Annotated in this window: 24 protein-coding genes; 11 read left to right on the top strand and 13 right to left on the bottom strand. The window is 54.2% G+C overall.

Annotated features, from left to right (window positions below):
* Positions 1–64: 64 nt before the first annotated feature.
* Entirely contained in the window at positions 65–898 is an 834-nt protein-coding gene (locus tag ABCO64_RS03580) for a nucleoside 2-deoxyribosyltransferase (RefSeq protein WP_253456296.1), read from the top strand.
* On the opposite strand, the gene ABCO64_RS03575 is transcribed toward ABCO64_RS03580, so the two are convergent.
* Both ABCO64_RS03575 and ABCO64_RS03570 read right to left on the bottom strand, forming a co-directional pair.
* Complete coding sequence (locus ABCO64_RS03575; protein WP_253456293.1) at positions 888–2,966, bottom strand: acetate--CoA ligase family protein; 2,079 nt, start codon at positions 2,964–2,966, stop codon at positions 888–890. The genes ABCO64_RS03580 and ABCO64_RS03575 overlap by 11 nt on opposite strands.
* A 126-nt stretch (positions 2,967–3,092) precedes the next feature.
* Positions 3,093–4,418 (bottom strand): PEGA domain-containing protein, encoded by a 1,326-nt coding sequence (locus ABCO64_RS03570; protein WP_343089210.1) that lies wholly within the window; start codon positions 4,416–4,418, stop codon positions 3,093–3,095.
* Positions 4,419–4,627: 209 nt separating this feature from the next.
* Here ABCO64_RS03570 and ABCO64_RS03565 point away from each other — a divergent pair, with 209 nt between their 5' ends.
* Positions 4,628–5,107, top strand: coding sequence for a chemotaxis protein CheW (locus ABCO64_RS03565; RefSeq protein WP_253456288.1), 480 nt, complete (start codon positions 4,628–4,630; stop codon positions 5,105–5,107).
* Between the two features lie 8 nt (positions 5,108–5,115).
* On the opposite strand, the gene ABCO64_RS03560 is transcribed toward ABCO64_RS03565, so the two are convergent.
* From ABCO64_RS03560 to ABCO64_RS03535, 6 genes are all read right to left on the bottom strand, one after another.
* Positions 5,116–5,844: a PEGA domain-containing protein gene (locus tag ABCO64_RS03560; protein ID WP_253456285.1), complete on the bottom strand. Its 729-nt coding sequence runs from the start codon at positions 5,842–5,844 to the stop codon at positions 5,116–5,118.
* On the bottom strand, positions 5,777–7,699 hold the full coding sequence (locus tag ABCO64_RS03555; RefSeq protein WP_253456281.1) for a YgiQ family radical SAM protein: 1,923 nt from the start codon (positions 7,697–7,699) through the stop codon (positions 5,777–5,779). The genes ABCO64_RS03560 and ABCO64_RS03555 overlap by 68 nt, the downstream gene beginning before the upstream one ends.
* Positions 7,696–9,309, bottom strand: coding sequence for a sensor histidine kinase (locus ABCO64_RS03550; RefSeq protein WP_253456278.1), 1,614 nt, complete (start codon positions 9,307–9,309; stop codon positions 7,696–7,698). Before ABCO64_RS03550 ends, ABCO64_RS03555 begins: the two co-directional genes overlap by 4 nt.
* A gap of 123 nt (positions 9,310–9,432) precedes the next feature.
* On the bottom strand, positions 9,433–10,794 hold the full coding sequence (locus ABCO64_RS03545; RefSeq protein ID WP_253456275.1) for a PAS domain S-box protein: 1,362 nt from the start codon (positions 10,792–10,794) through the stop codon (positions 9,433–9,435).
* A 494-nt stretch (positions 10,795–11,288) separates the two neighbouring features.
* Positions 11,289–12,374 carry a 5-amino-6-(D-ribitylamino)uracil--L-tyrosine 4-hydroxyphenyl transferase CofH gene (cofH, locus tag ABCO64_RS03540; RefSeq protein WP_253456272.1) on the bottom strand — a complete coding sequence of 362 codons (1,086 nt, stop codon included), beginning with the start codon at positions 12,372–12,374 and terminating at the stop codon, positions 11,289–11,291.
* 9 nt (positions 12,375–12,383) lie between these two features.
* A complete protein-coding gene (locus ABCO64_RS03535) occupies positions 12,384–13,049 on the bottom strand; it encodes a S24/S26 family peptidase (protein WP_253456269.1) in 666 nt (221 codons plus the stop codon).
* A 130-nt stretch (positions 13,050–13,179) separates the two neighbouring features.
* Between ABCO64_RS03535 and ABCO64_RS03530 the strand changes: the two genes are divergently transcribed.
* From ABCO64_RS03530 to pdxT, 6 genes are all read left to right on the top strand, one after another.
* Positions 13,180–14,190 carry an adenylosuccinate synthetase gene (locus ABCO64_RS03530; protein WP_253456267.1) on the top strand — a complete coding sequence of 337 codons (1,011 nt, stop codon included), beginning with the start codon at positions 13,180–13,182 and terminating at the stop codon, positions 14,188–14,190.
* Positions 14,187–14,378, top strand: a complete 192-nt coding sequence (locus ABCO64_RS03525) for a methytransferase partner Trm112 (RefSeq protein ID WP_253456265.1) — start codon at positions 14,187–14,189, stop codon at positions 14,376–14,378. The genes ABCO64_RS03530 and ABCO64_RS03525 overlap by 4 nt, the downstream gene beginning before the upstream one ends.
* Before the next feature lie 9 nt (positions 14,379–14,387).
* A complete protein-coding gene (locus tag ABCO64_RS03520) occupies positions 14,388–14,945 on the top strand; it encodes a DUF7524 family protein (RefSeq protein ID WP_253456263.1) in 558 nt (185 codons plus the stop codon).
* The gene (cbiB, locus tag ABCO64_RS03515; RefSeq protein ID WP_253456261.1) at positions 14,921–15,871 is read left to right on the top strand and encodes an adenosylcobinamide-phosphate synthase CbiB; all 951 of its coding nucleotides are present in this window, start codon (positions 14,921–14,923) and stop codon (positions 15,869–15,871) included. The genes ABCO64_RS03520 and cbiB overlap by 25 nt, the downstream gene beginning before the upstream one ends.
* A gap of 97 nt (positions 15,872–15,968) precedes the next feature.
* On the top strand, positions 15,969–16,865 hold the full coding sequence (gene pdxS / locus ABCO64_RS03510; RefSeq protein ID WP_253456259.1) for a pyridoxal 5'-phosphate synthase lyase subunit PdxS: 897 nt from the start codon (positions 15,969–15,971) through the stop codon (positions 16,863–16,865).
* Positions 16,855–17,430 carry a pyridoxal 5'-phosphate synthase glutaminase subunit PdxT gene (gene pdxT / locus ABCO64_RS03505; RefSeq protein ID WP_253456257.1) on the top strand — a complete coding sequence of 192 codons (576 nt, stop codon included), beginning with the start codon at positions 16,855–16,857 and terminating at the stop codon, positions 17,428–17,430. The genes pdxS and pdxT overlap by 11 nt, the downstream gene beginning before the upstream one ends.
* A gap of 39 nt (positions 17,431–17,469) precedes the next feature.
* Here the strand turns inward: pdxT and ABCO64_RS03500 are convergent, their stop codons facing one another.
* The 4 genes from ABCO64_RS03500 to ABCO64_RS03485 are packed head-to-tail and all read right to left on the bottom strand — an operon-like array spanning position 17,470 to position 19,452.
* A complete protein-coding gene (locus tag ABCO64_RS03500) occupies positions 17,470–17,772 on the bottom strand; it encodes a YunC family protein (protein WP_253456255.1) in 303 nt (100 codons plus the stop codon).
* 20 nt (positions 17,773–17,792) lie between these two features.
* Positions 17,793–18,320, bottom strand: coding sequence for a flavodoxin family protein (locus ABCO64_RS03495; protein ID WP_253456253.1), 528 nt, complete (start codon positions 18,318–18,320; stop codon positions 17,793–17,795).
* Between the two features lie 51 nt (positions 18,321–18,371).
* On the bottom strand, positions 18,372–18,857 hold the full coding sequence (locus ABCO64_RS03490) for a GIY-YIG nuclease family protein (RefSeq protein WP_253456250.1): 486 nt from the start codon (positions 18,855–18,857) through the stop codon (positions 18,372–18,374).
* Positions 18,850–19,452, bottom strand: coding sequence for an MBL fold metallo-hydrolase (locus ABCO64_RS03485; protein WP_253456248.1), 603 nt, complete (start codon positions 19,450–19,452; stop codon positions 18,850–18,852). Before ABCO64_RS03485 ends, ABCO64_RS03490 begins: the two co-directional genes overlap by 8 nt.
* 25 nt (positions 19,453–19,477) lie before the next feature.
* Between ABCO64_RS03485 and thiC the strand changes: the two genes are divergently transcribed.
* Positions 19,478–20,755, top strand: a complete 1,278-nt coding sequence (gene thiC, locus ABCO64_RS03480) for a phosphomethylpyrimidine synthase ThiC (protein ID WP_253456245.1) — start codon at positions 19,478–19,480, stop codon at positions 20,753–20,755.
* A gap of 10 nt (positions 20,756–20,765) precedes the next feature.
* Here thiC and purE read toward each other — a convergent pair whose 3' ends face one another.
* Positions 20,766–21,155 carry a 5-(carboxyamino)imidazole ribonucleotide mutase gene (purE, locus tag ABCO64_RS03475; RefSeq protein WP_253456241.1) on the bottom strand — a complete coding sequence of 130 codons (390 nt, stop codon included), beginning with the start codon at positions 21,153–21,155 and terminating at the stop codon, positions 20,766–20,768.
* Between the two features lie 52 nt (positions 21,156–21,207).
* Between purE and ABCO64_RS03470 the strand changes: the two genes are divergently transcribed.
* Positions 21,208–22,338, top strand: a complete 1,131-nt coding sequence (locus ABCO64_RS03470; protein ID WP_253456238.1) for a pyridoxal-phosphate-dependent aminotransferase family protein — start codon at positions 21,208–21,210, stop codon at positions 22,336–22,338.
* On the top strand, positions 22,335–22,796 hold the full coding sequence (ribC, locus tag ABCO64_RS03465) for a riboflavin synthase (RefSeq protein ID WP_253456235.1): 462 nt from the start codon (positions 22,335–22,337) through the stop codon (positions 22,794–22,796). The genes ABCO64_RS03470 and ribC overlap by 4 nt, the downstream gene beginning before the upstream one ends.
* Positions 22,797–22,807: the final 11 nt, after the last annotated feature.

The raw sequence follows: 22,807 nt of genomic DNA, 5'->3' as shown, positions 1-22,807 counted from the left end.
TCCTGCTCCCTCATCAAGCACTCCCACGATCAATCCATGAGGAAGCAGCGCCAACACTGATAGTATGTACGTGATGGTCGCCCCCTGCATTCTCGATCCCCTGCTCCGGGCTGAAGGAATTACAACAGAGGAGGATCTCAGGGCCTATGAGCGCTGCCAGGAGCGGTGCAGGGCTTTCGGGCTGGAGATGGTTCCCCTTCCCTGCCCGGAGACGCTCTTCTTTGGAAGAGAGAGAAAACCTGCAACCTATATGGAGCGGATGAACACCCAGTCATTCAGATCACATCTTGACGAGCTTCTCAAAGGGGTTCGCCGGGTGATCATGGAGAAGGGTGAGCCGCTCTGTATCATCGGTGCAGATTCATCCCCGACCTGTGGTGTCAACAGCACCTGGTACAGTCCTGACCAGAAAATGCGTCACCGCGGTGCATTCCTCTCGGAATTGCCTGAGATTCCTGCAATCGATGTCTATGACTTCGCCCGGTACCGGGTCTACCTTGCTGCCCCTCTCTTCTCTGAAGCTGAGCGGAGGTATAACGAATATATTCGTGATCTCCTTGCGTCCCACTGTTTTCTGGTGTACCTTCCGCAGGAGATGGGAGACGATTCGGCATCCCGGCATCACCACGAGATGGGGGATATCTTCCAGACACACTGTGAAGCCCTGAACAGGACCGACTGTGTGGTAGCAATTATTGATGGTGCTGATTCGGATTCGGGCACCGCATGGGAGATGGGGTATGCGTATGCACGCGGGATACCGGTTATCTCGTTGCGAACAGACTTTCGGTGTGCCGGTACTCACGAGCATGTGAACCTGATGCTTGAACAGGCTTCAACAGTCGTGAATACAAAAGAGGATCTTCTGCAGGCCCTCAACTCACCCCTCACCCATTAGCCCTGCGCCTCTTCCTGGTTGCAGCAAGCACCTCGCCGATTGACCTGAAGAGGTCTTCAACCTCTGAAAAGGCCGGGACACCGCCTCTCCTGAGCAATTGCATCCCCGGCCGCACCGACTGGCCTCCCGGAAACCCGGCAAGAACCATCCTGTCTGTATGCTCTGAGAAGCGGATGATCTCACGTGCGACATGCCTTGGATCGGCAATTGCAGTCGGTGCCGAGATGATGATTGCAATATCCCAGAAATCCTGGTTTTTCAAAAGGACATCAAAGACTTTTGCAAATCTCCCTGCAGTGGAATCACCGATCATATCCATCGGGTTTCGTCCGCTCCATCCCGGCGGGAGTATCTCATCAAACTCTGATCTCACGGAGTCGGGGAGTTCGACGAGCCTGATTCCATTCCGCTCGGCATAGTCTGATGAGAGAACAGCAAACCCCCCGGCACTCGTCACCACAACTGCCCTCTCTCCGGACGGCAGACTCTGGGTTGAGAGGATCTCACTTACCTGGAATGCCAGCCGGATCGAATCTGCCGGGACAACACCTGCCTGCAGAAACGCTGCCCTATAGGTCTGGTAATCGCCGGCAAGCGATCCGGTATGTGATGCAGCAGCAATCTGCCCGATTCTGGACTGCCCGGATTTGATCGCGACAACCGGCTTCTTCTCTGCAACCCGCATGACCGTATCAAAGAATCTCCGGCCCTCCCGGATCTCTTCAATATAGAGGACTATCACCTTTGTCTCCTCATCTTCAGCCAGGAGATCGATATAATCGACAAACCCGATATCGGCCTGGTTTCCGACACTGATCACAGCAGAGAACCCGATCTCCTCTTCAGCACTCCAGTCGATGATGGTGGTGATCAAAGCCCCGCTCTGGGAGATAAACCCAACAGGACCTGCCTGTGCTGCACTCTGGCTGAAGGTGGAGTTGATACCATGAGGGGGCACCATGACGCCGAGGCTGTTTGGGCCAACGATCCTGACGCCGCCCGATCGAGCAATCGAGACGATCTCCTCCTCAAGCTGCTTGCCCTCTTCTCCTGACTCACGGAACCCAAACGATATCACAACGGCTGTCCTGACCTTCTTCTCGACACAGTCGCGGATAATGTCAGGAACAACACCAGCAGGCACAGCAATCACGGCCATATCGACATCATCCTGGATCTCAGGTATCCGTGGCCAGGCTTTCCGTCCGAGGATCCCGGTATGTTTTGGGTTCACCGGGTAGAGCGCTCCTGGAAAGGAGAGGAGATTTCTTGTTATGGTATAGCCGATCTTCTGTGGATCAGGACTTGCACCCACAACCGCAATCGACTGAGGTTTCAGGATCCCGCTATCAAGTGGCCTGTGCTCCTGTTTGCCGGGTTTATCCTCTGCTCCGGCGATGAAACGGGCATCGACAGCGATTAATCCATCCTCATAGAGGATCAGCGGGTTGATATCAAACTCGGAGAAGCCGGGGTGATCCAAAAAGAGCCGGGCTATGGCACTGATGGCCTGGACAAGCGCCTCCTCGTCCCGTGGGGGTTCATTACGGAATCCTTTGATCAGCTGGTATCCACGAATCTCCCGTACCATCGATCGGATCTCTGGTTCGTCAACCGGCAGAATCCTGATGGCGGTATCCCTGATCAGCTCAACAAGCGTTCCGCCAAGGCCTACGGTGATCGTCTTTCCAAACGCAGGATCAGTTCTTCCTCCGATGAGGATCTCAAGACCAGGCGCCGCTTCTTCTTCAATTGCAACACCGGCAATTGATGCCTCTGGCTTCATTTCCCGGACCCGGGAGATGAGATCCCGATACTCACCTCTGATCTCAGCCTCATTCTGTATCCCAGGGATGACCCCGGATACATCGCTTTTATGGAGGATATCCGGGGATTCGATCTTCAGGACAACCGGGTAGCCTATCTCTTCGGCAATGGCTACAGCTTCCTCCTCGTCTGCTGCAAAACGGGTCTTTGGCACCCGGATCCCATACTCCCCGAGAAGCCGGTATGCACCCCTCCCTGATGTATGCGTTATGCTCATGGCTTCTTTTGGGATCTGTCGCATGAGGTATTTATTCTTCCCACCCCGGGAATATGGAAGGACTATTGCAACGAATAGGGAAACTGTGTTCAGAATAGTGTTCAGTACTGCCAAAAGATTCGATAGTTATAAAAAAAAGAGTGTTTCTGGTTACTTCCGCTTTGCAACAATAAAGAGAATACCAAGCATGGCAACAGCTCCAAGAGCCGCTACCGGGAGGCTTCCCGATGGTGTTGGCTGTGGTGGAGCAGGCTTTGGGGTAAGTGTCGCCGATACCTGGGCTGTCTCTCCTGCATTGACCTGGACAGTGCTCATCCACTCACTGTATCCCGGGACCTTCAGGGTGATTGGGTGTGAGCCCGGTGCAATGTCGGGAACAACAAACGGTGAATACCCGCGGAAGAGGTTGTCGATGTAGACCTCGGCACCGGATGGTTGTGACATGACATTTACCCTGCCGTTCGTTGCAGGTTCGGGATGCTGGCTCAGGGTTGCTGAGACGTATTTGACGCCTCCTCCTGTTACTGAGACATATGTGGAGTAGTCAGCATACCCGGGCTTTCTGAGCATAAGGGAGTGTGAACCTGCAGGTATACCGATGATATCGAAGTAATCATTGGTGTAGGTGTTTCCCTCATAGCTGCCATCAAGGTAGATTGCAGCACCGGATGGGAATGACTTCACCGCAATCGATCCGGTTTTCGGAGATTTATGCTGGAGTCCGACATTCTTGCTTGTCGTCTGGCCAGCATAGATCTGGACTGTCTGGGAGAACTTGTCATATCCGGCAAGCCTGAGTTCAAGGGTATGTGCACCCGGATGGAGGTTGCCAACAGTCATCGGGGTATAGCCGCGATAGGAGCCGTCAACATAGACATCAGCACCGGATGGAGATGACTTGATTGCAAGAGATCCGGTCTGCTCCGGCCGCCGTGTCAGGGCAGCATGAACAGGGGTCGTCTCTCCGGCATAGGCGGTAATCCTCTCAGACCATGACTCATAACCCGAATACTCAACCTGGATACGATGGGTGGTTCCACCCGACACCCGGTGATTTGAGATCGGGGTTGTACCGACATAATGGCCGTCAATCCGGACCGTTGCACCTGAGGGGGTGGAGGTGATTGAGAAGTACCCGTCATAGACCGGTGTTGGTGTGGGTGCAATAGGCTCAAGCACCGCATGGACGTATTTTGTCTCTCCAGCTCCAGGATGCGGAGCAGTTGTTGAGTAGGTCTTATACCCGGATTTTGAGATGACAAGCTGCTGTCCCGGTGTTCCGGTGGCATACACCCTGATATCAAGAGGTGTTGTTCCTTCGTACTGGCCACCGTAGTTTACAGAGGCGCCACTTGGGTCTGAGGTGACCTCAATAATTCCCACATCTCCGCCTATCATCTGGGCGGCTGCGGGGTTTGCAACCGCACAAAGGAGCAGTGCGGCTGCGGCAATGATAATCGTACGTATCAATAGCATGGGAAATCCCAATAATAAAAACGGAATGAGATTATTTATATATTTCCACTCTCTTTATTGATCAGGTACAATTTATTGGTTCTATCTTCATATCCGCTCAGTAACCCGGCTCTGCCGGGAACACTTTAATTAGAGATGGATGGTGAATATCAATAACCAGATAGCTGCGTGTGGGTTTCCTCTGGTTTTGGGGGATTAGGTGATAGAAGATGGATGGGTATATCGAGATTCTTGAGTTTGAACTTGGCAAAGAAGAGTATGCACTTGATATCCATCTCGTCCGTGAGATCGTCGAGATGAAACCGATCACCGAGATCCCAAGGACTCCGCCCTATATCAGGGGAATCATGAACCTCCGGGGCGAGATAACCACCATACTCTCGCTAAACGATCTCTTATCAATCCCTGACAAGACTAATGGTGAGCAAAAGATAATCGTCCTTGTTCCTGAAGCATCGCAGGGATCAAACGTCGGGATGATTGTTGACGATGTCCATTCAGTGATGCATGTTCCAGAATCAGATATCGATCTCTCCCAAGACGGGCTGGGTGACGAGGTTGCCGATTATCTCCGTGGTATCATCCGTATCCGAAAAGAAGGCGAAGAGGAAGAGGTTGCCCGTCTTGTCCTCTGGCTTGATATGAACCGGCTTCTCGATAGCTTTTTTGCTGATGCCCAGCGGGCTTAGGCGATCAGTCACGGCTTCATCCGGTATCCGATACAGAGTGCGGCTCCAAGAAGTGCTGCACCCCATCCTGCAGCCTCAGGTGTCTCTGGAATGGTTTCTGGCGGCAGAGGTGCCGGCTCAGGTACGGGTGTGAGTGTTCTGATTATTGAGGTTGTTTTTCCCTCATAGATGGTCACATTCATCCCGAATGGGTCGTACCCCTCGCAGCTGATGTCAACTGCATACCCGCCTGTTGGGAGCTGGATCGCAAGCGGGGTTTCCCCGGCATACCCACCATCAATCTCCACCCGGGCACCCCATGGCTCAACCGTCACCTGGAGTGATCCGGTCTTCTCAACACCGGTCTCAAGCGTGAGCGCCGCACTTCTCAGTGTCACCGGGATTGTCTTGTAGGTGGCACCATGGAGGTTATGCCTGTCACGGGGCTGGTTTACCGCAAAGATGGTGTATGTAGCCGGATCAAGACCGGCCCTCCCTGTATTCCACCTGTATTCCCATCGTCCCGATGAACGGACCTGCACCTCGGTGAACTGCCCTGCTGCTGCCCTGAGTGTCGGGTCATGGAGTGCAACACCAGCGCGATCAAGGTTTGGCCCGATCATGAAGAGATAGACCCTGTCTGCTCCGGCTGCCGATCCGGCAAGGGTGATCGTTTCGCCAATAACTGCCTCAGAAGCGGCTGCGCCCGTGGTGGCGAGACCTGCGAGCAGCACCACCGCGATGAGTACCCGGTACATGATCTCTCTTTTCCCGCTTCCCGGATAATGCTGTTTCTTTTTTGGCAGGTGGGACAAGTGCATCTGCGCCATCGCCGATCAGGTCTTCCCGGCCCGCGAGACGTAACCCTTCACGGACGAGTTCGTGGTTCCCTGGATCCCTATGCCTGAGGAATGCCCGCTGTATCCGGCGCTCGTGATCCCGGGGAACATGCACGCTCTTCCCGGTGATCGGGTCAATCCCCGAATGGTACATCGCAGTTGATCTCGTCATCGGGGTAGGGGTGAAATCCTGAACCTGCTCGGGTGCAAGGCCGGTCTTCTGGATATACCTGGCAAGATCGATCATAGCGCTGATGGTGCATCCCGGGTGGGATGAGACCCAGTAGGGGATCAGGTACTGCCTCCTCTTCTGCCCGGGCTGAAGCTGCTGAAAACGTTCTCTGAATGCTTCAAATGAAGCATTATCCGGCTTATTCATCAGCCTGAGGAGATCGCCTGTGATATGCTCCGGAGCGACCTTCAGCTGGCCTGAGACATGGTATCCAAGGAGCTCCTCGAGGTAGCCTGATCTATCAGCCAGGGCAAGGTCAAACCTGATCCCGGATCCGCAGAAGCTGTGCTTTACTCCAGGCATCTCCCGGATATGCCCAAGGAGCCTCGTAAGTGCACCATGATCGGTTGAGAGAGAGGGGCAGTCGGGTTTACAGTCCCTGTCCGGACAGGTTCCTTCCTCTCTCCATGCCGGGCAGGAGAGCCCGTACATGTTTGCCGAAGGCCCGCCGATATCCTGGATCGTACCCCGGAACCCCTTTGCCCTGCTGATCCGCTCAACTTCCAAAAGAATTGAGCTCTCGCTCCGGCTTGTGATTATTCTTCCCTGGTGGTGGGAGATGGCACAGAACGAGCAGTTCCCAAAGCAGCCGCGATGGGTGACGATAGAGTACCGCACCGGTTCAAGTGCCGGGATCTTCTCCTTATACGATGGGTGGGCGGATCTCGTGAAGGGGTGGTTATAGATGGCATCCAGTTCATCCGGGGAAGGGGGGTATGCCGGCGGGTTCTGGATGATAACCGTCTTTGGATGCGGCTGCGCCACGGCCCGGCCCCTGAAGGGATCCTGCTCGCGTGCATATGCGGCATATGCCTCTGCATATCGTCGTCTGTCTTCCCTGACGTCTGTATAGGATGGCAGGAGAACCATATCTTCGGTAGTAAAAGATCGAAATTCAGCCACCGGCATCTTCCAGCAGGTTCCCCGGATATCCCGGATTGCCTGGAGTGCAGATCCCTTTCTCACGCGGCTCGCAATTGAAGCGAGCGTCTGTTCGCCCATCCCGTAGACGAGCAGATCCACAGGCGCATCTGCTGCTATCGACTGGCGGACCGAGTCTGACCAGTAGTCATAATGGGCAAACCGCCGGAGACTTGCCTCGATCCCCCCGATCACAATCCCGCAGCCGGGTGCGGCAGAACGGATCCGGTTTGCATAGACGATCCCGGCACGATCAGGCCTCTTCAGGACACCGCCGGGTGAATAGACGTCACGGCTCCGCCGCTTCCTGTTCGGAGTATAGGCATTCACCATCGAATCGACATTTCCCGGGGCGATAGCAAAGAAGAGGCGGGGCAATCCAAGCGCAAGGAACGCGTCATCACGCTGCCAGTCGGGCTGGGGAATTATCCCGACGGTATAGCCTGCAGACCAGAGGTTCCGCCCGAGTATGGCAGGGGCAAACGAGGGGTGATCAACGTAAGCATCGCCTGAGACGATGATGATATCAATAGCATCAATCCCAAGCTTCTCCATCTCTCTCTCAGAAACCGGAAGGAACCCTGGCTCTCTCCCCTGGGCTGAAGACTGGTCTGCGCTCATGGCTCTGCACGGCGGAGAGCTAGGATGAATGCCGATCCCTTCTCAGGATAGCCGGGTATCCTGTCTGCAACCTGGATTGTACCCCCATACCGCTCTGCCAGTGTCCAGCAGATATAGAGGCCGATCCCAAGCCCTTTCTTCTCAGATCCGATTCTCAGGTGGCGGGAGAAGAGCTGTTCTTTTTCCTGATCCGGAATGCCGGGGCCGGTATCCGCGATGGTGACAAAGACGTTTGAATCATCCTGTGTCACCGTCACCTGGATCTCCACGTCAGGTCCCCCATACTTCAGGGCGTTCCCAAAGAGATTGAGGAATATCCCGGAGAGGAGTTCATCGGCATAGACGACAGCTCCGGATTGTGTAAACCTGATGTCTGCTCCCCTGGGTGCTGCCCTCTGAATCACCGGATCGATCGCAACAGGCTTCAGGTTCTCATCTCCGCCTCTCCGGATGGATCTGATCGTCATTACGTTCCGGTGGATCTCACCAGCGGTATCAAGTGCGGATTGGATCAGGTTCGTATAGGTTTCTCTCTCGTCTTCCCCTGCACCAGTGAGTAGCTCAAGTGCCCCACCGATGGTGTTGTGCGCATTATTGACATCGTGAACAAGGATGTCGAGGAAGAGATTGGCAATATCATTTGTCTGTTTCAGTTCATCCCGCATCATACCTGCCTGGATGGCTCCACCGATCTCTCTGCCGATGCTCACGAGCAGATCTCTTTCATCGGGATCGAAACCCTCCCTGCCTTTTGAGAAGAGATTGACTGATCCAAATACCCGGTCATCTGAGACAAGGGGGATGATGGCAACGGCGGTTGGGGAATGCCGCTTTGCAAGCGCATCAAAACCGGTCATTCCGGGGGTCTCAAGATCCCGGATCTCCTCAAAAAGAGGGTTTCCTCTCTGGAATACCTCTGCATAGGGTTCTTTATGGACAGGAATGGTACTGTAGCCCCGTAGCTCTTCAAAATCAGGGATATTTTCCCTGAGAATTGCACATTCTGCTACTTTTGCATCCGAAGAGATGAGATAGACCGCAGTCACGATGTTGCCAAAGAGACTGTCGAGTTCATCTGCAACGATCTTCAGGGCCTCCCGTGTACTCTCCTCACTATGCATTGCGGATATTACGGCATTTGTCATCTGAAGAAGCCGGTACTGCGATTCGATCTTCTGGTGCGCAATGAGCAGGGGCGTGACATCCCTTGCATGCACCATAACCCGTATGATGCTCCCAACCCGTATCGGAGTTAAGGTCACAATCGCTGTACGTTCCAGTGCGCCTGCGGCAGTAAAGACCCACCTGAACCGGACCGGCCCCCGCTCAAGCTGGGTTCTGTAGAGCTCCATCTTCTGGCCGGATAGCTCGTTGTCAGGCTGATATTCTGGTGAGAGGTCAAAAAGCGTCTTTGTCCTCAGCTCATCAGTATCCATTCCAAAAAACTCTCCTGCAGCTGCGTTTGCCCTCCTGATACTCCCGTTCTCCAGGAGGAGGATGCAGTCTGGTGAGGATTCAAAGATCTCCTGAAAAAAACAGTACTCAAAATCCCGATCAGCAGACGCCGGGTCGATAGCTGAGGCTAGGGTATCTGCCTGGTTGGAAGCCATGCCGTAACTCTCTTCATTGCCTCTCTCTGTGATAACGGAAACGTTGCTATTAAAACTGTATATAGATTCTGGATTGCCGGGGTTCACCATATCTTTATTTTTATCCCTCATGGGAGACGGGATTCATTTGGCTGCGTCTGGCTGGATTTCCTGATTAATTCCTGCTTTTTCCCCTGTTATATCGGTGGTGATGGCAAGAATATTTCGTATTTTGCCTCTGCTTGAGAAGATGGGTATCTTTTTTGTCTTCAGAATCAACACATCGTCTCCGGGAGAGAGCGGGTACTGCTGGATCTCCTCATGAATTCCCTGCGATCTGATGACAGCAGCTGTTGTCTCTGCCCATTCCTCTGCAAATTCCTTTGGAAAGATTTTATCAGGTTTCTGCCCGACCAGGAACTCCCGGGGCAGCCCGATGAACTCCTCTGCTGCCTGGTTGAAAAAGACAAGTGTGTGGGTGTCCAGATCTTCAACTGCTACCATATCCGGGATATTCTCAACAATGGAATTGAGAAAATCCTTCCACTGGCGGACGTGCTTGACTGCACGGTTTCTCTCGGTAACATCCCTGAACACTCCCCGGTATCCGAGGAAAAGAAGTTGTTCGTCTGCATCAGTGACGGTGATCGGGTTGGCTGATAATTCAATTGCAATACTCTCACCATCCGGCTTCCTGATACTGCATTCAACAAGTGGCCACGCTCTCTGGTTCCGGATGGCAGTATGAATTGTCCGCCTGAATGATTCCACCTCTTTTGGATGCATAAAGTCAGTAAAACGTCTGCCGACCATCTCTTCAGGCCTGAAACCGCATATCGCCTCTGAACGGGGACTGATATAGGTGATAGCCCCGGTCTCGTCAGCCGCCCAGATCACATCACTGATATCCGAGACAAGTGTCCTGAACATCTCCTCACTTCTCCGGAGTGCCTCCTCTGCCTTCTTCTGGGTGGTGATATCCTCAAGAATCATCGTGATGCCGGGGATGCCATCATCAAAGACGGTAGTGACGATCTTCTGTCGGAAGAAGCACTCATCATCTCCTCTCAAAAGCCGGATCACATCGACTGATTCAGGATTGCCGTTTCTCCAACTGAGATATTCTGTCAGCCTTGGATGGGAAAAGAGAGACAGCGGTGTCTCTTCCAGCTTTTTGCCGATGATATCCTCTTTCAGCGTGCCTGAGAAGGAGAGTATTGGATCGTTTGCAAGGATGATACGGCTGTCATGGTCGAGTACCATCACGAGATCTGAAGAGGTGTTGAGCATTGCACTGATCGGGATTCTCTGGGAGAGAAAGAAGACTTTTGCCTTGCCAAAGGTTCTCATCTCGACTTTTCCGGCAACAAGGAGCATATCCAGGTAGCGGGCTGCGGTATTTCTGTTTATTCCAATGGCATCTGCTATCTCGCCGACTGACATGCCGCGCGGTGCTTTCCTGAGGAGATCGGTAATTCCCGTTATGTCAGCAGACTGGGATGGCATTTTAGTAGATATGGAGTCTTCTGGATAAATCCATTTCGATATTGCCCGGCATCGCACTTAGCACCAATGCACGGCAATGGGAGAAACTTTTTTAAACCTAATTAACAAAGGTATGTATGGACAACCGGGATACCCTGTGATTCCGGTATCGCCCATCCATTGCGGAAGGCGTGCGTCCTGCCCCCTCTGTATGCGGACTTTTCAGAATTCAAGGCATGAATTTCAACCAATAGTGTCCGGCTACACACCTCTCAAGTGGCGATCACAAGGATGTCCATACACAATTGATCCCATCCGGACAGGTCCGGCAGCAGAGGGGGCACGCCACCTTCAGTATCATAAGAGATATCAGTTATTCCTGTGCCGTGCGGGCATATACCAACCAATCTTCTCCCCCTTTATTTTATCTGAAAAAAACGTCAGCTACTGCTCTTCCTGGTGCCGTTCATAAAAAAACCGCAGAGGGTTGGGGTTTCTATCTCTTCACAAACTCTTCACAAATGGGCGTATTTTGTTGTCCGCTGGATAAGGGTCCTGCCGATATCCTCACTGATATGCTTCATGAGCACCGGATCAAGATACCCTGCTTCTGATCCCCCTGCCTCGACAGAGACATCATCTGAGAACATCGTGCCCCCGAGGTCATCTCCACCTGACAGAAGTGCGATCTGGGTGAGCTTGATGCCGAATTTACCCCATGGCACCTGAATATGGTCGAAATTATCAAGGAAGAGGCGGGAGACTGCAATCATCAGGAGATCTTCCCTGCCTGTTGCACCTGCTGGTGCACGTCCCCGCCTGTAGAGCTCTGTATTATCGTGCAGGTAAGAGAGAGGAACCAGTTCGGTAAACCCGCCGGTCTCGTCCTGGATCTCCCTGAGAATCTGAAGATGGGTGATCCGGTCTGCCGGGGACTCTGCGGATCCGTACATGATCGTTGAGGTGCTCCGGATGCCTGCCTGGTGAGCCTCCCTGATGATCCGGACCCAGGTTGCGGTATCGACTTTGGCCGGGCAGATCACCTTCCGGACATCGTCCACCAGGATCTCAGCAGCAGTACCCTGGAGGGTGCCAAGGCCAGCCTCCCTGAGCGTTTCAAGTGCCTCAGTCGTCGGTACACCGCTTTTTTCTGCAATAAAGGCGACCTCGTCGGGACTGGCGGTATGAATATCGATCATGGGAGCCTCATCGCGGACAGTCCTGATGATATCTGCATAGGTATCAAGGGTATAGTCGGGGTGGACGCCGGAGAGGAGACAGATCTCGGTGATGTTTCTGGAACAGGCGATCCTCACCTTCTCCCGGATCCGTTCCGGATCATCAAAGAATGCATCCGGATCATCCTTTCGCTTTCCAAACGCACAGAACCCACAGAGATTCTTGCAGACATTGGTAATATGGATGTTCTGGTTTCTCACATAGGTCACGACATTGCCGACCTTCTCTTCACGGAGGAGATCTGCTGCATGACAGATGGGATAGATCTCACGTCCGGTCGTCTTCAGGAGATGAAGCGCCTCTTCAGGGGTAAGCCGGTGGCCTCCCAGGCAGTCGTCGAGCAGTTGTTTTGTCTCTATCATATTGATTCCCTACTTCTTCTCTTTCCTTCGAACTGCAATGAGTTCCTGGATGATAATGATGGCGATGATCACTATGGCAAATTCCACGATATGCAGGGGCAGGTACCCAAGGAGAGGAATTGCAAAGACCGCTTTTCCGATGATCCATTCATCTTTCACCGGCTCGATCCTGCCCAGATTCGTATGGGTTGTAAGCTGGTCGATCACCGGGTTGTTGTCGCCTTTTGTGACTATTCCGGCGTGGGGATCACGAAATTCGAGGAGCTCTTCAGCCTCAGCCTCGTCTATCCTGATGATCGCCCGGTGGATGATTGGATGGACCGAATCATCGCCATTTGGCCTGAAGACGATGACATCTCCCGGACTGCCAAATGAGAGATGCCCTGTTTCTGCTCCTTCGGCTGATGTGACAAGCGGCCCAAAGCGATCAGGTGCGGCAACAAAGACAAGATCTCCAACCCGCATATCAGGGAGCATGCTCCCGGACTCTACAGCCACAACCGCGGGCCATGTCCCGGATGCGGCAAAAAGCAGCAGTGCCACTCCTCCGACAACACAGGCGACCCAGAGGAGATCACGGCCAAGTGATACTGCGGGATGCGAACTTTCGCAAAACCGTTTCAGGAGTGACTGCTCCCCCACGGCAGGTGTTTCCTGCAGATCTTTCTCCCTCATCTGCCTCTATTGTTGTCCAGCACTGTTCTTGATGGTTTCCGTATGGTTAAAAATACTCATGAAAAATGACTGGTTTGTTTGAAGGTGATTATTTTATCACCTTTCTCAACAGAAAGGTACTGATACGCTTATGCCCTGTACAATTATTGTGGGTGGTTTTTTTGGCGATGAGGGTAAAGGCAAGATTGTTGCCCATATCGCGTATAAAGACAATCCAACAGTTATAGCACGTGGCGGTGTCGGACCAAACGCCGGCCACACCGTAAAGATCAAAGAGAAGGAATTTGGCGTCCGGATGGTTCCATCCGGCTTTGTTTTTGAAAAAGCCGATCTCTGTATCGGCCCCGGGGTCCTGGTGGATCCGAGGGTTTTTCTTCGGGAGGTTGACCTAATTGATGCCTCGGAGAGGACCTATATCGATGGACGATGCGGAATCATCGAGGAGGAGCATATCGAGAGAGATCAGGCGAGCGAATACCTGATGAAGACGATCGGGAGCACCGGGACGGGCTGCGGTCCTGCCAATTCGGATCGGGTGCTTCGCCAGTCGCGCCAGGCAAAGGATCTCCCGGAACTTGCACCATATATCACCGATGTTGCGGAGAAGGTGAACAGGGCAATTGAGAATGGTGAGGAGGTGCTCATCGAGGGTACCCAGGGTTTTGGCATATCGCTCTATTTCGGAACATACCCGTATGTGACAAGCAAAGACACCTCGGCATCCCAGATTGCAGCGGACTGCGGTGTCGGCCCGACCAGGATAGACGATGTGATCGTTGTCTTCAAGGCATTCCCGACACGGGTCGGTGAAGGTCCGTTCTCGACTGAGATGAGTCTTGACCAGTCTCATGAAAAAGGTATAATCGAATACGGCACCGTGACCCATCGCGAGCGGAGGATCGGGAACTGGGACGGGGCTATGGCTCGCTACTCGGCTATGATAAACGGCTGCACCCAGGTTGCGGTCACCGGAATTGACCGGGTTGATCCTGCCTGCTATGGGGCAACAGACTATGGTCAGCTCACCGAAACCGCAAAGGTTTTCATCCGGCAGGTAGAGGAGGATGTGGGACGCCCTGTTACAATCATCTCTACAGGGCCGGAACTCTCACAAATAATAGACCTGAGGAGAAAGCGATGAAACGATGGCTTATGGATATTCTCTGCTGTCCGGTCTGCAAAGGCGATATCGCCCTGACCGCAACCGAAGAGAATGATGAAGAGGTTCTTGAAGGCACACTCCGGTGTGATGCATGCAGCCTTGACTTTCCGATTCACGAGGGGATACCAAACCTCCTCCCTCCAGAACCTGTTCCAGAAGAGGGGTGATCAGCCCATATGACCATCGTTCTTGCCCATCTGAACCGGCGTGGGGTCAACTCGGTTGAACTCTCTGCCCGTGAGGCTCCAATTGATGCCGGGAGTGATCTTGTTCTCCACCTGAAAAACCATGGCTCTCCCACCCATGCGACGATCAGAACGCAGAACGGACAGGCATATACTGATTTCTTCCATGAAAACCTCTTTATTGACGGTGATATGGAATACCGGATCCCGATACGCGACTCATCAGGAGATGGAGTCTTTGATCTGGAGCTTATCACCGGTTATGGGGCACGCTCGGCACGGTTGAAGGCGGTGGTAAGCAAGGCCTGCCCGGTGGTGATGCCTGCACCTGTTGCTGAGACCTATGAGCTGGAAGAGGATGCTTCTGCCACAATCAAACCCCCGCTCCTTGCACTCCTCCCCTGTATCATCGCCTGTATCATCTACCTGGTCTGGCTCTCATTCCGGGGCGGGATCCTTGCTCCTGTTGACGCATTTGCAACCTCGCTTATTGTCCTGCTCCTGCTTGCCGGGATTGTCATTGCATGCCGTTCTCCGGATACGTCCTGATTCCAGCATTCGTCCTGGCAGCAGCCCTCGTACTTGACAGGTGCCTTGGTGATCCCCATACACCCTTTCATCCGGTTGCCCTCATTGGCAGGGTCATTGGGTGGTGGGGACGCCCGTCTGTATACCGGCCGGGCATCCAGAGGCTTGCCGGGATCATCTGCTGGGCTGGAACTTCGCTCCTCTTCACGCTGCCGTTTCTCCTGGTGGAGTGGTTCGCTCCATGGTGGCTGTACCTTCTGGCAGGCCCGTTCCTCTTAAAATCCACGTTTGCATGGCGCTCCCTGGAAGAACACGCCAGCTCAGTTGAAGCGGGGCTGGCAACTGATCCGGGTGCCGGCCGGACTGCAGCCTCGATGATGGTCTCACGAAACACCGAAACACTCTCGGATGAAGAGGTCAGGTCCGCGGCATACGAATCGGTCGCAGAGAACCTGGTGGATTCGATACTCGCACCACTCTTCTGGTTTGCCATCCTTGGCCTCCCGGGTGCGGCACTCTACCGTGCAGCAAACACAATGGATGCGATGCTCGGGTACCGGGATGAGCGGGAGCGTCTTGGATGGTTCCCTGCCAGGGCAGATGATCTCCTCTCCTATATTCCCGCACGGATTGCCGGATGCCTCCTCCTCTGCTGGTTTGGGGTTTATGGACGGGGAAGAGACGCGTTCTCGATCCTCAGGCGTGATGCACGAAAACGCCCCGGTCCAAATGGCGGGATACCAATGGCAGCCATTGCAGGGGGGTGCGGGATTGCGTTTACAAAACCTGGTGGCTACCTGATTGGTGAGCCTGCCCGCAGTCTGCTCAAGGGGGGGAGCTGCGTCATTGCTGCAGTCAGGGGAGTAACGCTTTTTTTTGCGTTCTTGCTTCTTCTCATCTGGATTCTCCCCGGTCTTTCGCTCATATCTCCTCTTCTATGGGGGTAGCCGGAGATCCCCTGCCCGGGATTTTGGATGGCAAAAGCGATCCGCCTGATGCGGTGATACTATGTTTTAATGGCTGAGCAGATCCATATTTCTTAAGATGAAACTTGAAGACCTGAGGTTTGGAACAGAGCTTCTGAAGCGGGGGTTTGCATCCATGCAGAAAGGCGGTGTTATCATGGATGTCGTCTCTGCCGAACAGGCGGTTATCGCTGAGGAAGCAGGAGCGGTTGCTGTGATGGCACTTGAACGTGTGCCTGCCGATATCAGGAAGGCAGGCGGTGTCACCAGGATGGCCGATCCGGCAAAGATCATCGAGATCACTGAAGCCGTCTCGATACCGGTGATGGCAAAGATCCGGATCGGTCATTTCGTCGAGGCCCAGGTGCTCCAGGAACTCGGTGTGGATATGATTGATGAATCCGAGGTTCTGACACCGGCAGACGAGGAGTACCATGTTGAGAAGAGCGGGTTCTCGGTACCGTTTGTCTGCGGTGCCCGAAATCTCGGTGAGGCGCTCAGGCGGATCAATGAAGGGGCTGCGATGATCCGGACAAAAGGTGAAGCCGGCACAGGAAACGTCGTTGAGGCTGTACGGCATATGCGTGCCATCCAGTCGGAGATCCGGATGCTGAAGGGTATGGATGCCCTTGAACGGACCGCCTATGCACGGAAGATCGAAGCGCCGTTTGAGCTCGTTGATGATGCTGCTTCACGTGGCCGCCTGCCGGTTGTGAACTTCTCTGCCGGTGGTATCGCCACCCCTGCGGATGCCGCACTGATGATGCAGCTTGGTGCAGACGGTGTCTTTGTCGGCTCCGGTATCTTCAAATCAGAACAGCCTGCAACAATGGCAAAAGCGGTTGTTGAGGCAGTTCACCACTTCAATGATCCCAATGTGATTGCAGACGTAAGCCGCGGCCTTGGAGAGGCGATGCCGGGCATCGATATCCATACCCTCAGACCGGATGAGGTGCTGCAGACCCGTGGCTGGTAATATCGGTGTTCTTGCCCTCCAGGGCGATGTACTGGAACATGTTGAGGCATTCCGCCGCGCACTTCAGGATAAAGGCTCTGTTTCCATATTCAGGGATGCCTCTGATATACCTTCTTTTGATGGGATTGCAATTCCCGGTGGTGAATCAACAACCATCATGCGGCTGATCCAGAAGGCGGGAATGCAGAAGCCCTTCCAGCAGTATGAAGGCGGGATCTTTGCCACCTGTGCAGGTATGGTTCTCCTCGGAACAGAGGTGCAGAATGACAGCCTCTTTGAGCCACTTGGTGTCATGGACATGACCGTGAAACGGAACGCCTTCGGCCGCCAGAAGGAGTCTTTTGAGGCTGATGTTGACTGTATTGGCCTTGACACCCCGTTTCATGGGATCTTCATCAGGGCACCGGTTGCAACCCGTGTCGGGTATGGAACAGAGGTGCTTGCATCCCTGCCACAGGGGATTGTTGCCATCAGGCATGGCCTGCATATGGCGTTTTCGTTCCATCCGGAACTGGGAGGCGACGTACGGCTTCACCGGCTCTTCCTGGACGGCCTTGGTCTCTGAAACCAATTTTTTTACCATCCGCACACGTATCAGAAAAAGTCAACCGAGGAGTTCCAGCGCCTCTCTTGCTTGCATTCCGATCCTGATTCCGCGTTCATAGCCAGGATGATTCACAGTATGCACTGAAGCCAAAAGCAGGTCTTCAATAGACTCTACCATCGGTTTTACGCTGGATTTCATCGTGGCTGCCGGAACCCCGAACCGCTCAAGTGCCGTGATATCAAAGGCACCGCACCCGATCATCCCGGATTCGGTTTTGATAAATACAAGCGTAACCGGCCCTACCTTTGTGGCATAGCCGGTTGCGGTACTGGTTGTGAGGGGGATAACCTGGTGTTCCATTCTCTCCTGCCCTCCACTTTTTAGTCGTCCAGGGTTCCAAAGTAGGAGACGATCCGATCAGCAACCGGTTTTGCCGAACTCATGGCAACGGTATCGGATCGGATATCACCAGCTGCTGCCCCCCTCCCGATGATATGGCCGAGGTAGCCGAACTCGTGGGTTAACAGGAATGCTTCCAGTGTCTCAAGTGCCCGGGCGCCTCCCTTGTCTGCACAGACAGTAATGGCAGCAGCACTCCTGCCTGCAAGTCTGCGGTCATGCCAGAGTGAATAGGTCCGGTCAATGAGGTTCTTCACCTGCCCGGAGACATCAAAGTAGTAGGTGGGAGATCCGATGACGAGGACATCCGCCTTGATCATCTTCTCTGCCAGTCCCGACCAGTCATCGTTTCTGATGGTGCACCATTTCTCTTCTTTGCATTTCTCGCACCCGATGCAGGGTTTAATCTCTTTTCCCGAGAGTGTGAGAAACTCTGTCGGAACACCTTTCTCTGCAACGTGGGTTAGAATCTCCTGCACAAGGATGGCAGTGTTTCCCTGTGCTCTCATACTTCCGGATATCCCAAGAACCTTCATAGGGGTATCCTTCTCGTACGCTTACTAATACCTTGTGATCATGGGCTCAAGGCCAAGTGCAGAGAAGGCTGCTTCTATGGATTCAACCGGGTCATCATGCCGGAGAAAGAGGTGGGATCGGCAGGAACAGTCTGAGCAGCCAAAACCAGGTATATTTTGACCACCGATTGTGTTTGCGAGCAGGCATTCGCAGGGGTCTTCTGTTGTTGCGGTAATCGTTGCAGAACACCAAATCGATTCATCCAGGAGGAGATAATCGATATGCCAGTGGTGTCGTTTGCCGCTTCCCGGCATAGCCAGATGCCTCTGCACCCGGCCAAGCCCCCCCGGCCCGAGTGCCGATCCGACATAGATGAGATATGCTTCCGGCAGATGGATGCTGCCAAGCCTCCCGACCGGGACCTCTCTGCCAGTGGATCTGAGGATAAGCGTATACACCCCTTTATTGTGCGGAGGTGAAGGGGACGGTGCGGGAAGACGCCGTCCTTCAGGGCGGGGTGGTTCACCCATGGTATGATCTGAGATACTGCTGTGTTGCCAGGAGATGTCTGCCCGCACCTTCAGTGACCGGCCGTTCGTGGCCAGGATAGAGGGATTCGATCCCGAATGTGGCAAGACGTTCGACTGATCTCATGAGATCTGCTGTGCTTCCTCCGGGGAAATCTGTCCTTCCAAATGAACCATTCGGGAAGACGGTATCTCCTGAAATAAGTGCGCGTGTCTCCTCATGATAGAGGCAGATGCTCCCTCTTGTATGGCCGGGGGTGTGTATGACGCGGAGATCCCCCACCGAATCGCCGTCTGCGAGGATGGTATCCGGGACAACCATGGGTGGCCGTGCACCGAAGTTGCAGGAGAGGCTTTCGGCATCAGATCGGAGAGCGCCGGCATCAAGCTGGTGGATGCAGACCTCTGCTCCTGTCATTGCCTTGATTTCACTGAGATGGGCGATATGATCAAAATGGCCGTGTGTCAGGATAATCGTCTTGATCTGGTCGCGGTACCGCTCGACTGCCATGGGGACGATGCCCGCATCGATGAGAGTGTCCCCGAAGAGATAGGAGTTTGCCTGCCACCCGCTTCCGGGTATCCATTGGATCTGCATGCAGGATAATAAGTGCTGAAGACAGATGGTATTTATGCACTCACTTGTCAGGCAGTGCCGATCGGGCCTCCCACCTGAGCTTCTGGATCTGGCTGTTTCTGAAGGCATCTCACCTGACCGTATGGCAGGGGCTATTGCAGACGGCCGTATTGTGGTTCCTGCCAATCCACGAAGAACGATTCGGTATTCTGCAATAGGAGAAGGCTGTCGCGTTAAGGTGAATGTGAATATCGGGACATCCGCTGTCCGCTGTGATCCGGAATTTGAGATGATCAAGGCCAGGGCTGCCCTGATGGAGGGAGCAGATGCGCTGATGGATCTCTCAACCGCAGGGGATCTGCAAGCGATCAGACGAGAGATCCTCTCTCTTCCGGCTCCTGTTGGGACAGTCCCGATCTATGAGGCTGTCCGGCGGGCCGGCACAGCACAGGACCTCACCGCAGATATTCTCTTCTCGGTGATCCGGGATCAATGCAGGCAGGGCGTGGATTTCATGACACTCCACTGCGGGGTGAACCATGATGCGCTCCATGCACTCAGAACCGATCCCCGGATGCTTGGTGTCGTCTCCCGAGGCGGGGTGTTCCATGTCGCATGGATGGTTGAATCAGGTGAGGAGAACCCGTTGTATGCAGAATATGACTATCTCCTTGAGATCCTTGCCGAAGAAGATGTCACCCTGAGCCTGGGTGACGGGATGCGCCCCGGCGCCCTGGTTGACAGCGGACGGCTCGCAAAGGCGACAGAGTACCTGACGCTTGGACGGCTTGCAAAACAGGCGCGTTTGGCGGGTGTCCAGCGGATGATCGAGGGTCCGGGACATATCCCGATCCACGAGGTTGCCTGGAATGTCAAGGTGATCAAAGAGGTGACGGACTCAGCACCGCTTTACCTCCTCGGCCCGCTCGTCACCGATATCGCAGCAGGGTATGATCACGTCGTCGGTGCCATCGGTGGTGCGATTGCCGCATCTGCGGGCGCAGATTTCCTCTGCATGGTCTCACCGGCAGAGCACCTTGCGCTTCCTGATGAAGATGATATCATCGAAGGGACCCGGGTTGCACGGATAGCGGCTCATGCAGGTGATATTGCGCGCCGTGGCGGCGTGGACGCGTTCCCTGTTGAGATGGCTATGGCGCGTGCGCGGCGTGATCTCGACTGGGATGCACAATACCAGGCAGCCCTCTTTCCGGAGTATGCCCGCTCGATCCATGACCGTGATGGAGAGACAGAGACCTGCTCGATGTGCGGGGATATCTGTGCTGTGAAACTGGTTTCGGATCTCCTCCCGAAAAAAGAGTAGGGGAACCCAATCAGGCGATCCCGAGGATCCGCGCGGCAAGGTGTGCCGCATTTTCGCCGCCATCTACGGCGACGCATGCCACGGGGACGCCTTTTGGCATCTGGGCGATTGAGAGGAGAGCATCAAGCCCTCCCATAACTTTTCCGGAAACCGGGACGCCAATAACCGGCTTTTTGGTTTTTGAGGCGATAACGCCTGGAAGGGCTGCGGACATCCCGGCAATTCCAATGAAGAGACGGGCATCGCTTGCTTTGATGTATTCTCCCAGCTTTTCGGGGTCACGGTGTGCGGATATCACCTGATGGTCGTAGGTGATCCCGTATTCTTCGAGTGTTGCGCAGACTTTGCGGATGATTGCCTCGTCTGATTGTGATCCGGCGATGACAGCTACGTCGACCATGGTCTTCACTATCTATTAAGACGTTTATCTTCTTATAGTACGGACGATCAGGATGCAGAATGAATTATTGCTCATGATGCCTGGACCGGTGCAGATGCCGGATCGGGTCAGAAGCGCGATGAGCCAGCAGGCGATCAATCATCGGGGAAAGGTATTCGGCGGTGTCTATGCAGACTGCGTCAGGGTGCTTAAGGAATTGTTTGGGACAGGAAATGATCTCTTTGTCGTATCCGGCTCGGGCACCGCGGGGATGGAGGCTGCGGTTGCGAATGTCGGCTTGAACCAGACCATCGCATCTGTCTTTAACGGCAAGTTCGGAGAGCGGCTTGCGGAGATTGCCGGAAGGTATGGTGATCTGAGGGCAATTGAGTCTGAGTGGGGACATCCCCTTGACCTTGAAGGTCTTGCAGAGGCGCTTGAGAATGGTGCCGGTGTTGTGACGATGGTTCACAACGAGACCTCTGCTGGTATTCTCAATCCCGCAGCAGAGGTTGGGAAGCTTGCAAGGAAACATGATGCGCTCTTTATCATGGATGGGATCACCTCGATTGGTGGCGAACATGTTGCCGCAGATGAGTGGGGTGTTGATATTGCGATTGTTGGATCACAGAAATGCCTTGCCGCACCTCCCGGCCTCTCCGCAGTCTCGGTCTCTGAACGGGCCTGGGAGCGCCTCTCAGAGAAACGTCCCTACTACCTTGATCTGAAGGCTTACAAGAAGGCCGCATCAAAGGATCCGATGGAGACTCCGTATACACCGGCGGTGCCGCTCTTCATGGGATTCCGTGAGGCCTGTCTGATTGCCGAGGAGGAAGGGATAGAGGAGAGGATTGGCCGGCACCGGAGGCTTGCGGATGCCGTCCGTGCAGCAGCGGATGCCTGGGGGCTCCCGCTCCTGCCGGTCAGCGATGCCCATCACGCACCTTCAAATACGGCAACAGCGATCCTGTACCCTGAAGGAGTCCGTGACGCTGATCTCCGGAATGGTGTAAAGAAGGCCGGGATTGAGATTGCAGGCGGCCAGGATCGGCTGAAGGGCAGGATCTTCAGGATAGGCACAATGGGAGCAGTCGGGCCTGCGGAAGTGCTGGCTACCCTTGCCGCTGTGCAGGGGACGCTCACAAAGCTTGGCTATACTCCTGCAGCAGATGGTCTCTCTGCTGCAATGGAGGTTCTGGCATGAAGATAGGGATCGCAGACACGACATTTGCACGGGCAAATATGGGCAAAGCGGCAATTGATGAGATCAGGCGCCATGTAAGTATCCGTATTGAGCGGTCTACCGTGCCGGGGATAAAGGATCTTCCGGTTGCCTGTAAGAAGCTGATCGAAGAACGTGGATGCGATCTTGTGATGGCGCTTGGGATGCCCGGCGGCAAGGAGAAGGACAAGCTCTGTGCCCATGAGGCATCACAGGGCCTTCAGCTTGCCATGCTGATGACAAATACCCATATCATCGAGGTCTTCGTCCATGAGGATGAGGCAGAAAATGATACTGAGCTTGCGTGGCTTCTCGAAGAGAGAACCCGCGAGCATGCAGTGAATGCAATCAGGCTCCTTCTCTATCCAAAGGAGCTTGAACGGGATGCGGGTACCGGTCAGCGGGAGGGTTTCCCGGATGCCGGGCCTGCACGGCTGTAAGGAGAAGATGG

Source organism: Methanocalculus natronophilus, assembly GCF_038751955.1.
Classification (GTDB): Archaea; Halobacteriota; Methanomicrobia; order Methanomicrobiales; family Methanocorpusculaceae; genus Methanocalculus; species Methanocalculus natronophilus.
Note: the sequence above shows the minus strand (reverse complement) of the source record. Positions and strands in the feature narration are given on the sequence as shown.

What these genes read in the sequence shown, in the direction of transcription:
- ABCO64_RS03580 (WP_253456296.1), top strand. Translation starts at nt 65, where the DNA reads ATGTACGTGATGGTCGCCCCCTGCATTCTCGATCCCCTGCTCCGGGCT.
- ABCO64_RS03575 (WP_253456293.1), bottom strand. Translation starts at nt 2,966, where the DNA reads ATGCGACAGATCCCAAAAGAAGCCATGAGCATAACGCATACATCAGGG.
- ABCO64_RS03570 (WP_343089210.1), bottom strand. Translation starts at nt 4,418, where the DNA reads ATGCTATTGATACGTACGATTATCATTGCCGCAGCCGCACTGCTCCTT.
- ABCO64_RS03565 (WP_253456288.1), top strand. Translation starts at nt 4,628, where the DNA reads ATGGATGGGTATATCGAGATTCTTGAGTTTGAACTTGGCAAAGAAGAG.
- ABCO64_RS03560 (WP_253456285.1), bottom strand. Translation starts at nt 5,844, where the DNA reads ATGTACCGGGTACTCATCGCGGTGGTGCTGCTCGCAGGTCTCGCCACC.
- ABCO64_RS03555 (WP_253456281.1), bottom strand. Translation starts at nt 7,699, where the DNA reads ATGAGCGCAGACCAGTCTTCAGCCCAGGGGAGAGAGCCAGGGTTCCTT.
- ABCO64_RS03550 (WP_253456278.1), bottom strand. Translation starts at nt 9,309, where the DNA reads ATGGCTTCCAACCAGGCAGATACCCTAGCCTCAGCTATCGACCCGGCG.
- ABCO64_RS03545 (WP_253456275.1), bottom strand. Translation starts at nt 10,794, where the DNA reads ATGCCATCCCAGTCTGCTGACATAACGGGAATTACCGATCTCCTCAGG.
- cofH (WP_253456272.1), bottom strand. Translation starts at nt 12,374, where the DNA reads ATGATAGAGACAAAACAACTGCTCGACGACTGCCTGGGAGGCCACCGG.
- ABCO64_RS03535 (WP_253456269.1), bottom strand. Translation starts at nt 13,049, where the DNA reads ATGAGGGAGAAAGATCTGCAGGAAACACCTGCCGTGGGGGAGCAGTCA.
- ABCO64_RS03530 (WP_253456267.1), top strand. Translation starts at nt 13,180, where the DNA reads ATGCCCTGTACAATTATTGTGGGTGGTTTTTTTGGCGATGAGGGTAAA.
- ABCO64_RS03525 (WP_253456265.1), top strand. Translation starts at nt 14,187, where the DNA reads ATGAAACGATGGCTTATGGATATTCTCTGCTGTCCGGTCTGCAAAGGC.
- ABCO64_RS03520 (WP_253456263.1), top strand. Translation starts at nt 14,388, where the DNA reads ATGACCATCGTTCTTGCCCATCTGAACCGGCGTGGGGTCAACTCGGTT.
- cbiB (WP_253456261.1), top strand. Translation starts at nt 14,921, where the DNA reads ATGCCGTTCTCCGGATACGTCCTGATTCCAGCATTCGTCCTGGCAGCA.
- pdxS (WP_253456259.1), top strand. Translation starts at nt 15,969, where the DNA reads ATGAAACTTGAAGACCTGAGGTTTGGAACAGAGCTTCTGAAGCGGGGG.
- ABCO64_RS03500 (WP_253456255.1), bottom strand. Translation starts at nt 17,772, where the DNA reads ATGGAACACCAGGTTATCCCCCTCACAACCAGTACCGCAACCGGCTAT.
- ABCO64_RS03495 (WP_253456253.1), bottom strand. Translation starts at nt 18,320, where the DNA reads ATGAGAGCACAGGGAAACACTGCCATCCTTGTGCAGGAGATTCTAACC.
- ABCO64_RS03490 (WP_253456250.1), bottom strand. Translation starts at nt 18,857, where the DNA reads ATGGGTGAACCACCCCGCCCTGAAGGACGGCGTCTTCCCGCACCGTCC.
- ABCO64_RS03485 (WP_253456248.1), bottom strand. Translation starts at nt 19,452, where the DNA reads ATGCAGATCCAATGGATACCCGGAAGCGGGTGGCAGGCAAACTCCTAT.
- thiC (WP_253456245.1), top strand. Translation starts at nt 19,478, where the DNA reads ATGGTATTTATGCACTCACTTGTCAGGCAGTGCCGATCGGGCCTCCCA.
- purE (WP_253456241.1), bottom strand. Translation starts at nt 21,155, where the DNA reads ATGGTCGACGTAGCTGTCATCGCCGGATCACAATCAGACGAGGCAATC.
- ABCO64_RS03470 (WP_253456238.1), top strand. Translation starts at nt 21,208, where the DNA reads ATGCAGAATGAATTATTGCTCATGATGCCTGGACCGGTGCAGATGCCG.
- ribC (WP_253456235.1), top strand. Translation starts at nt 22,335, where the DNA reads ATGAAGATAGGGATCGCAGACACGACATTTGCACGGGCAAATATGGGC.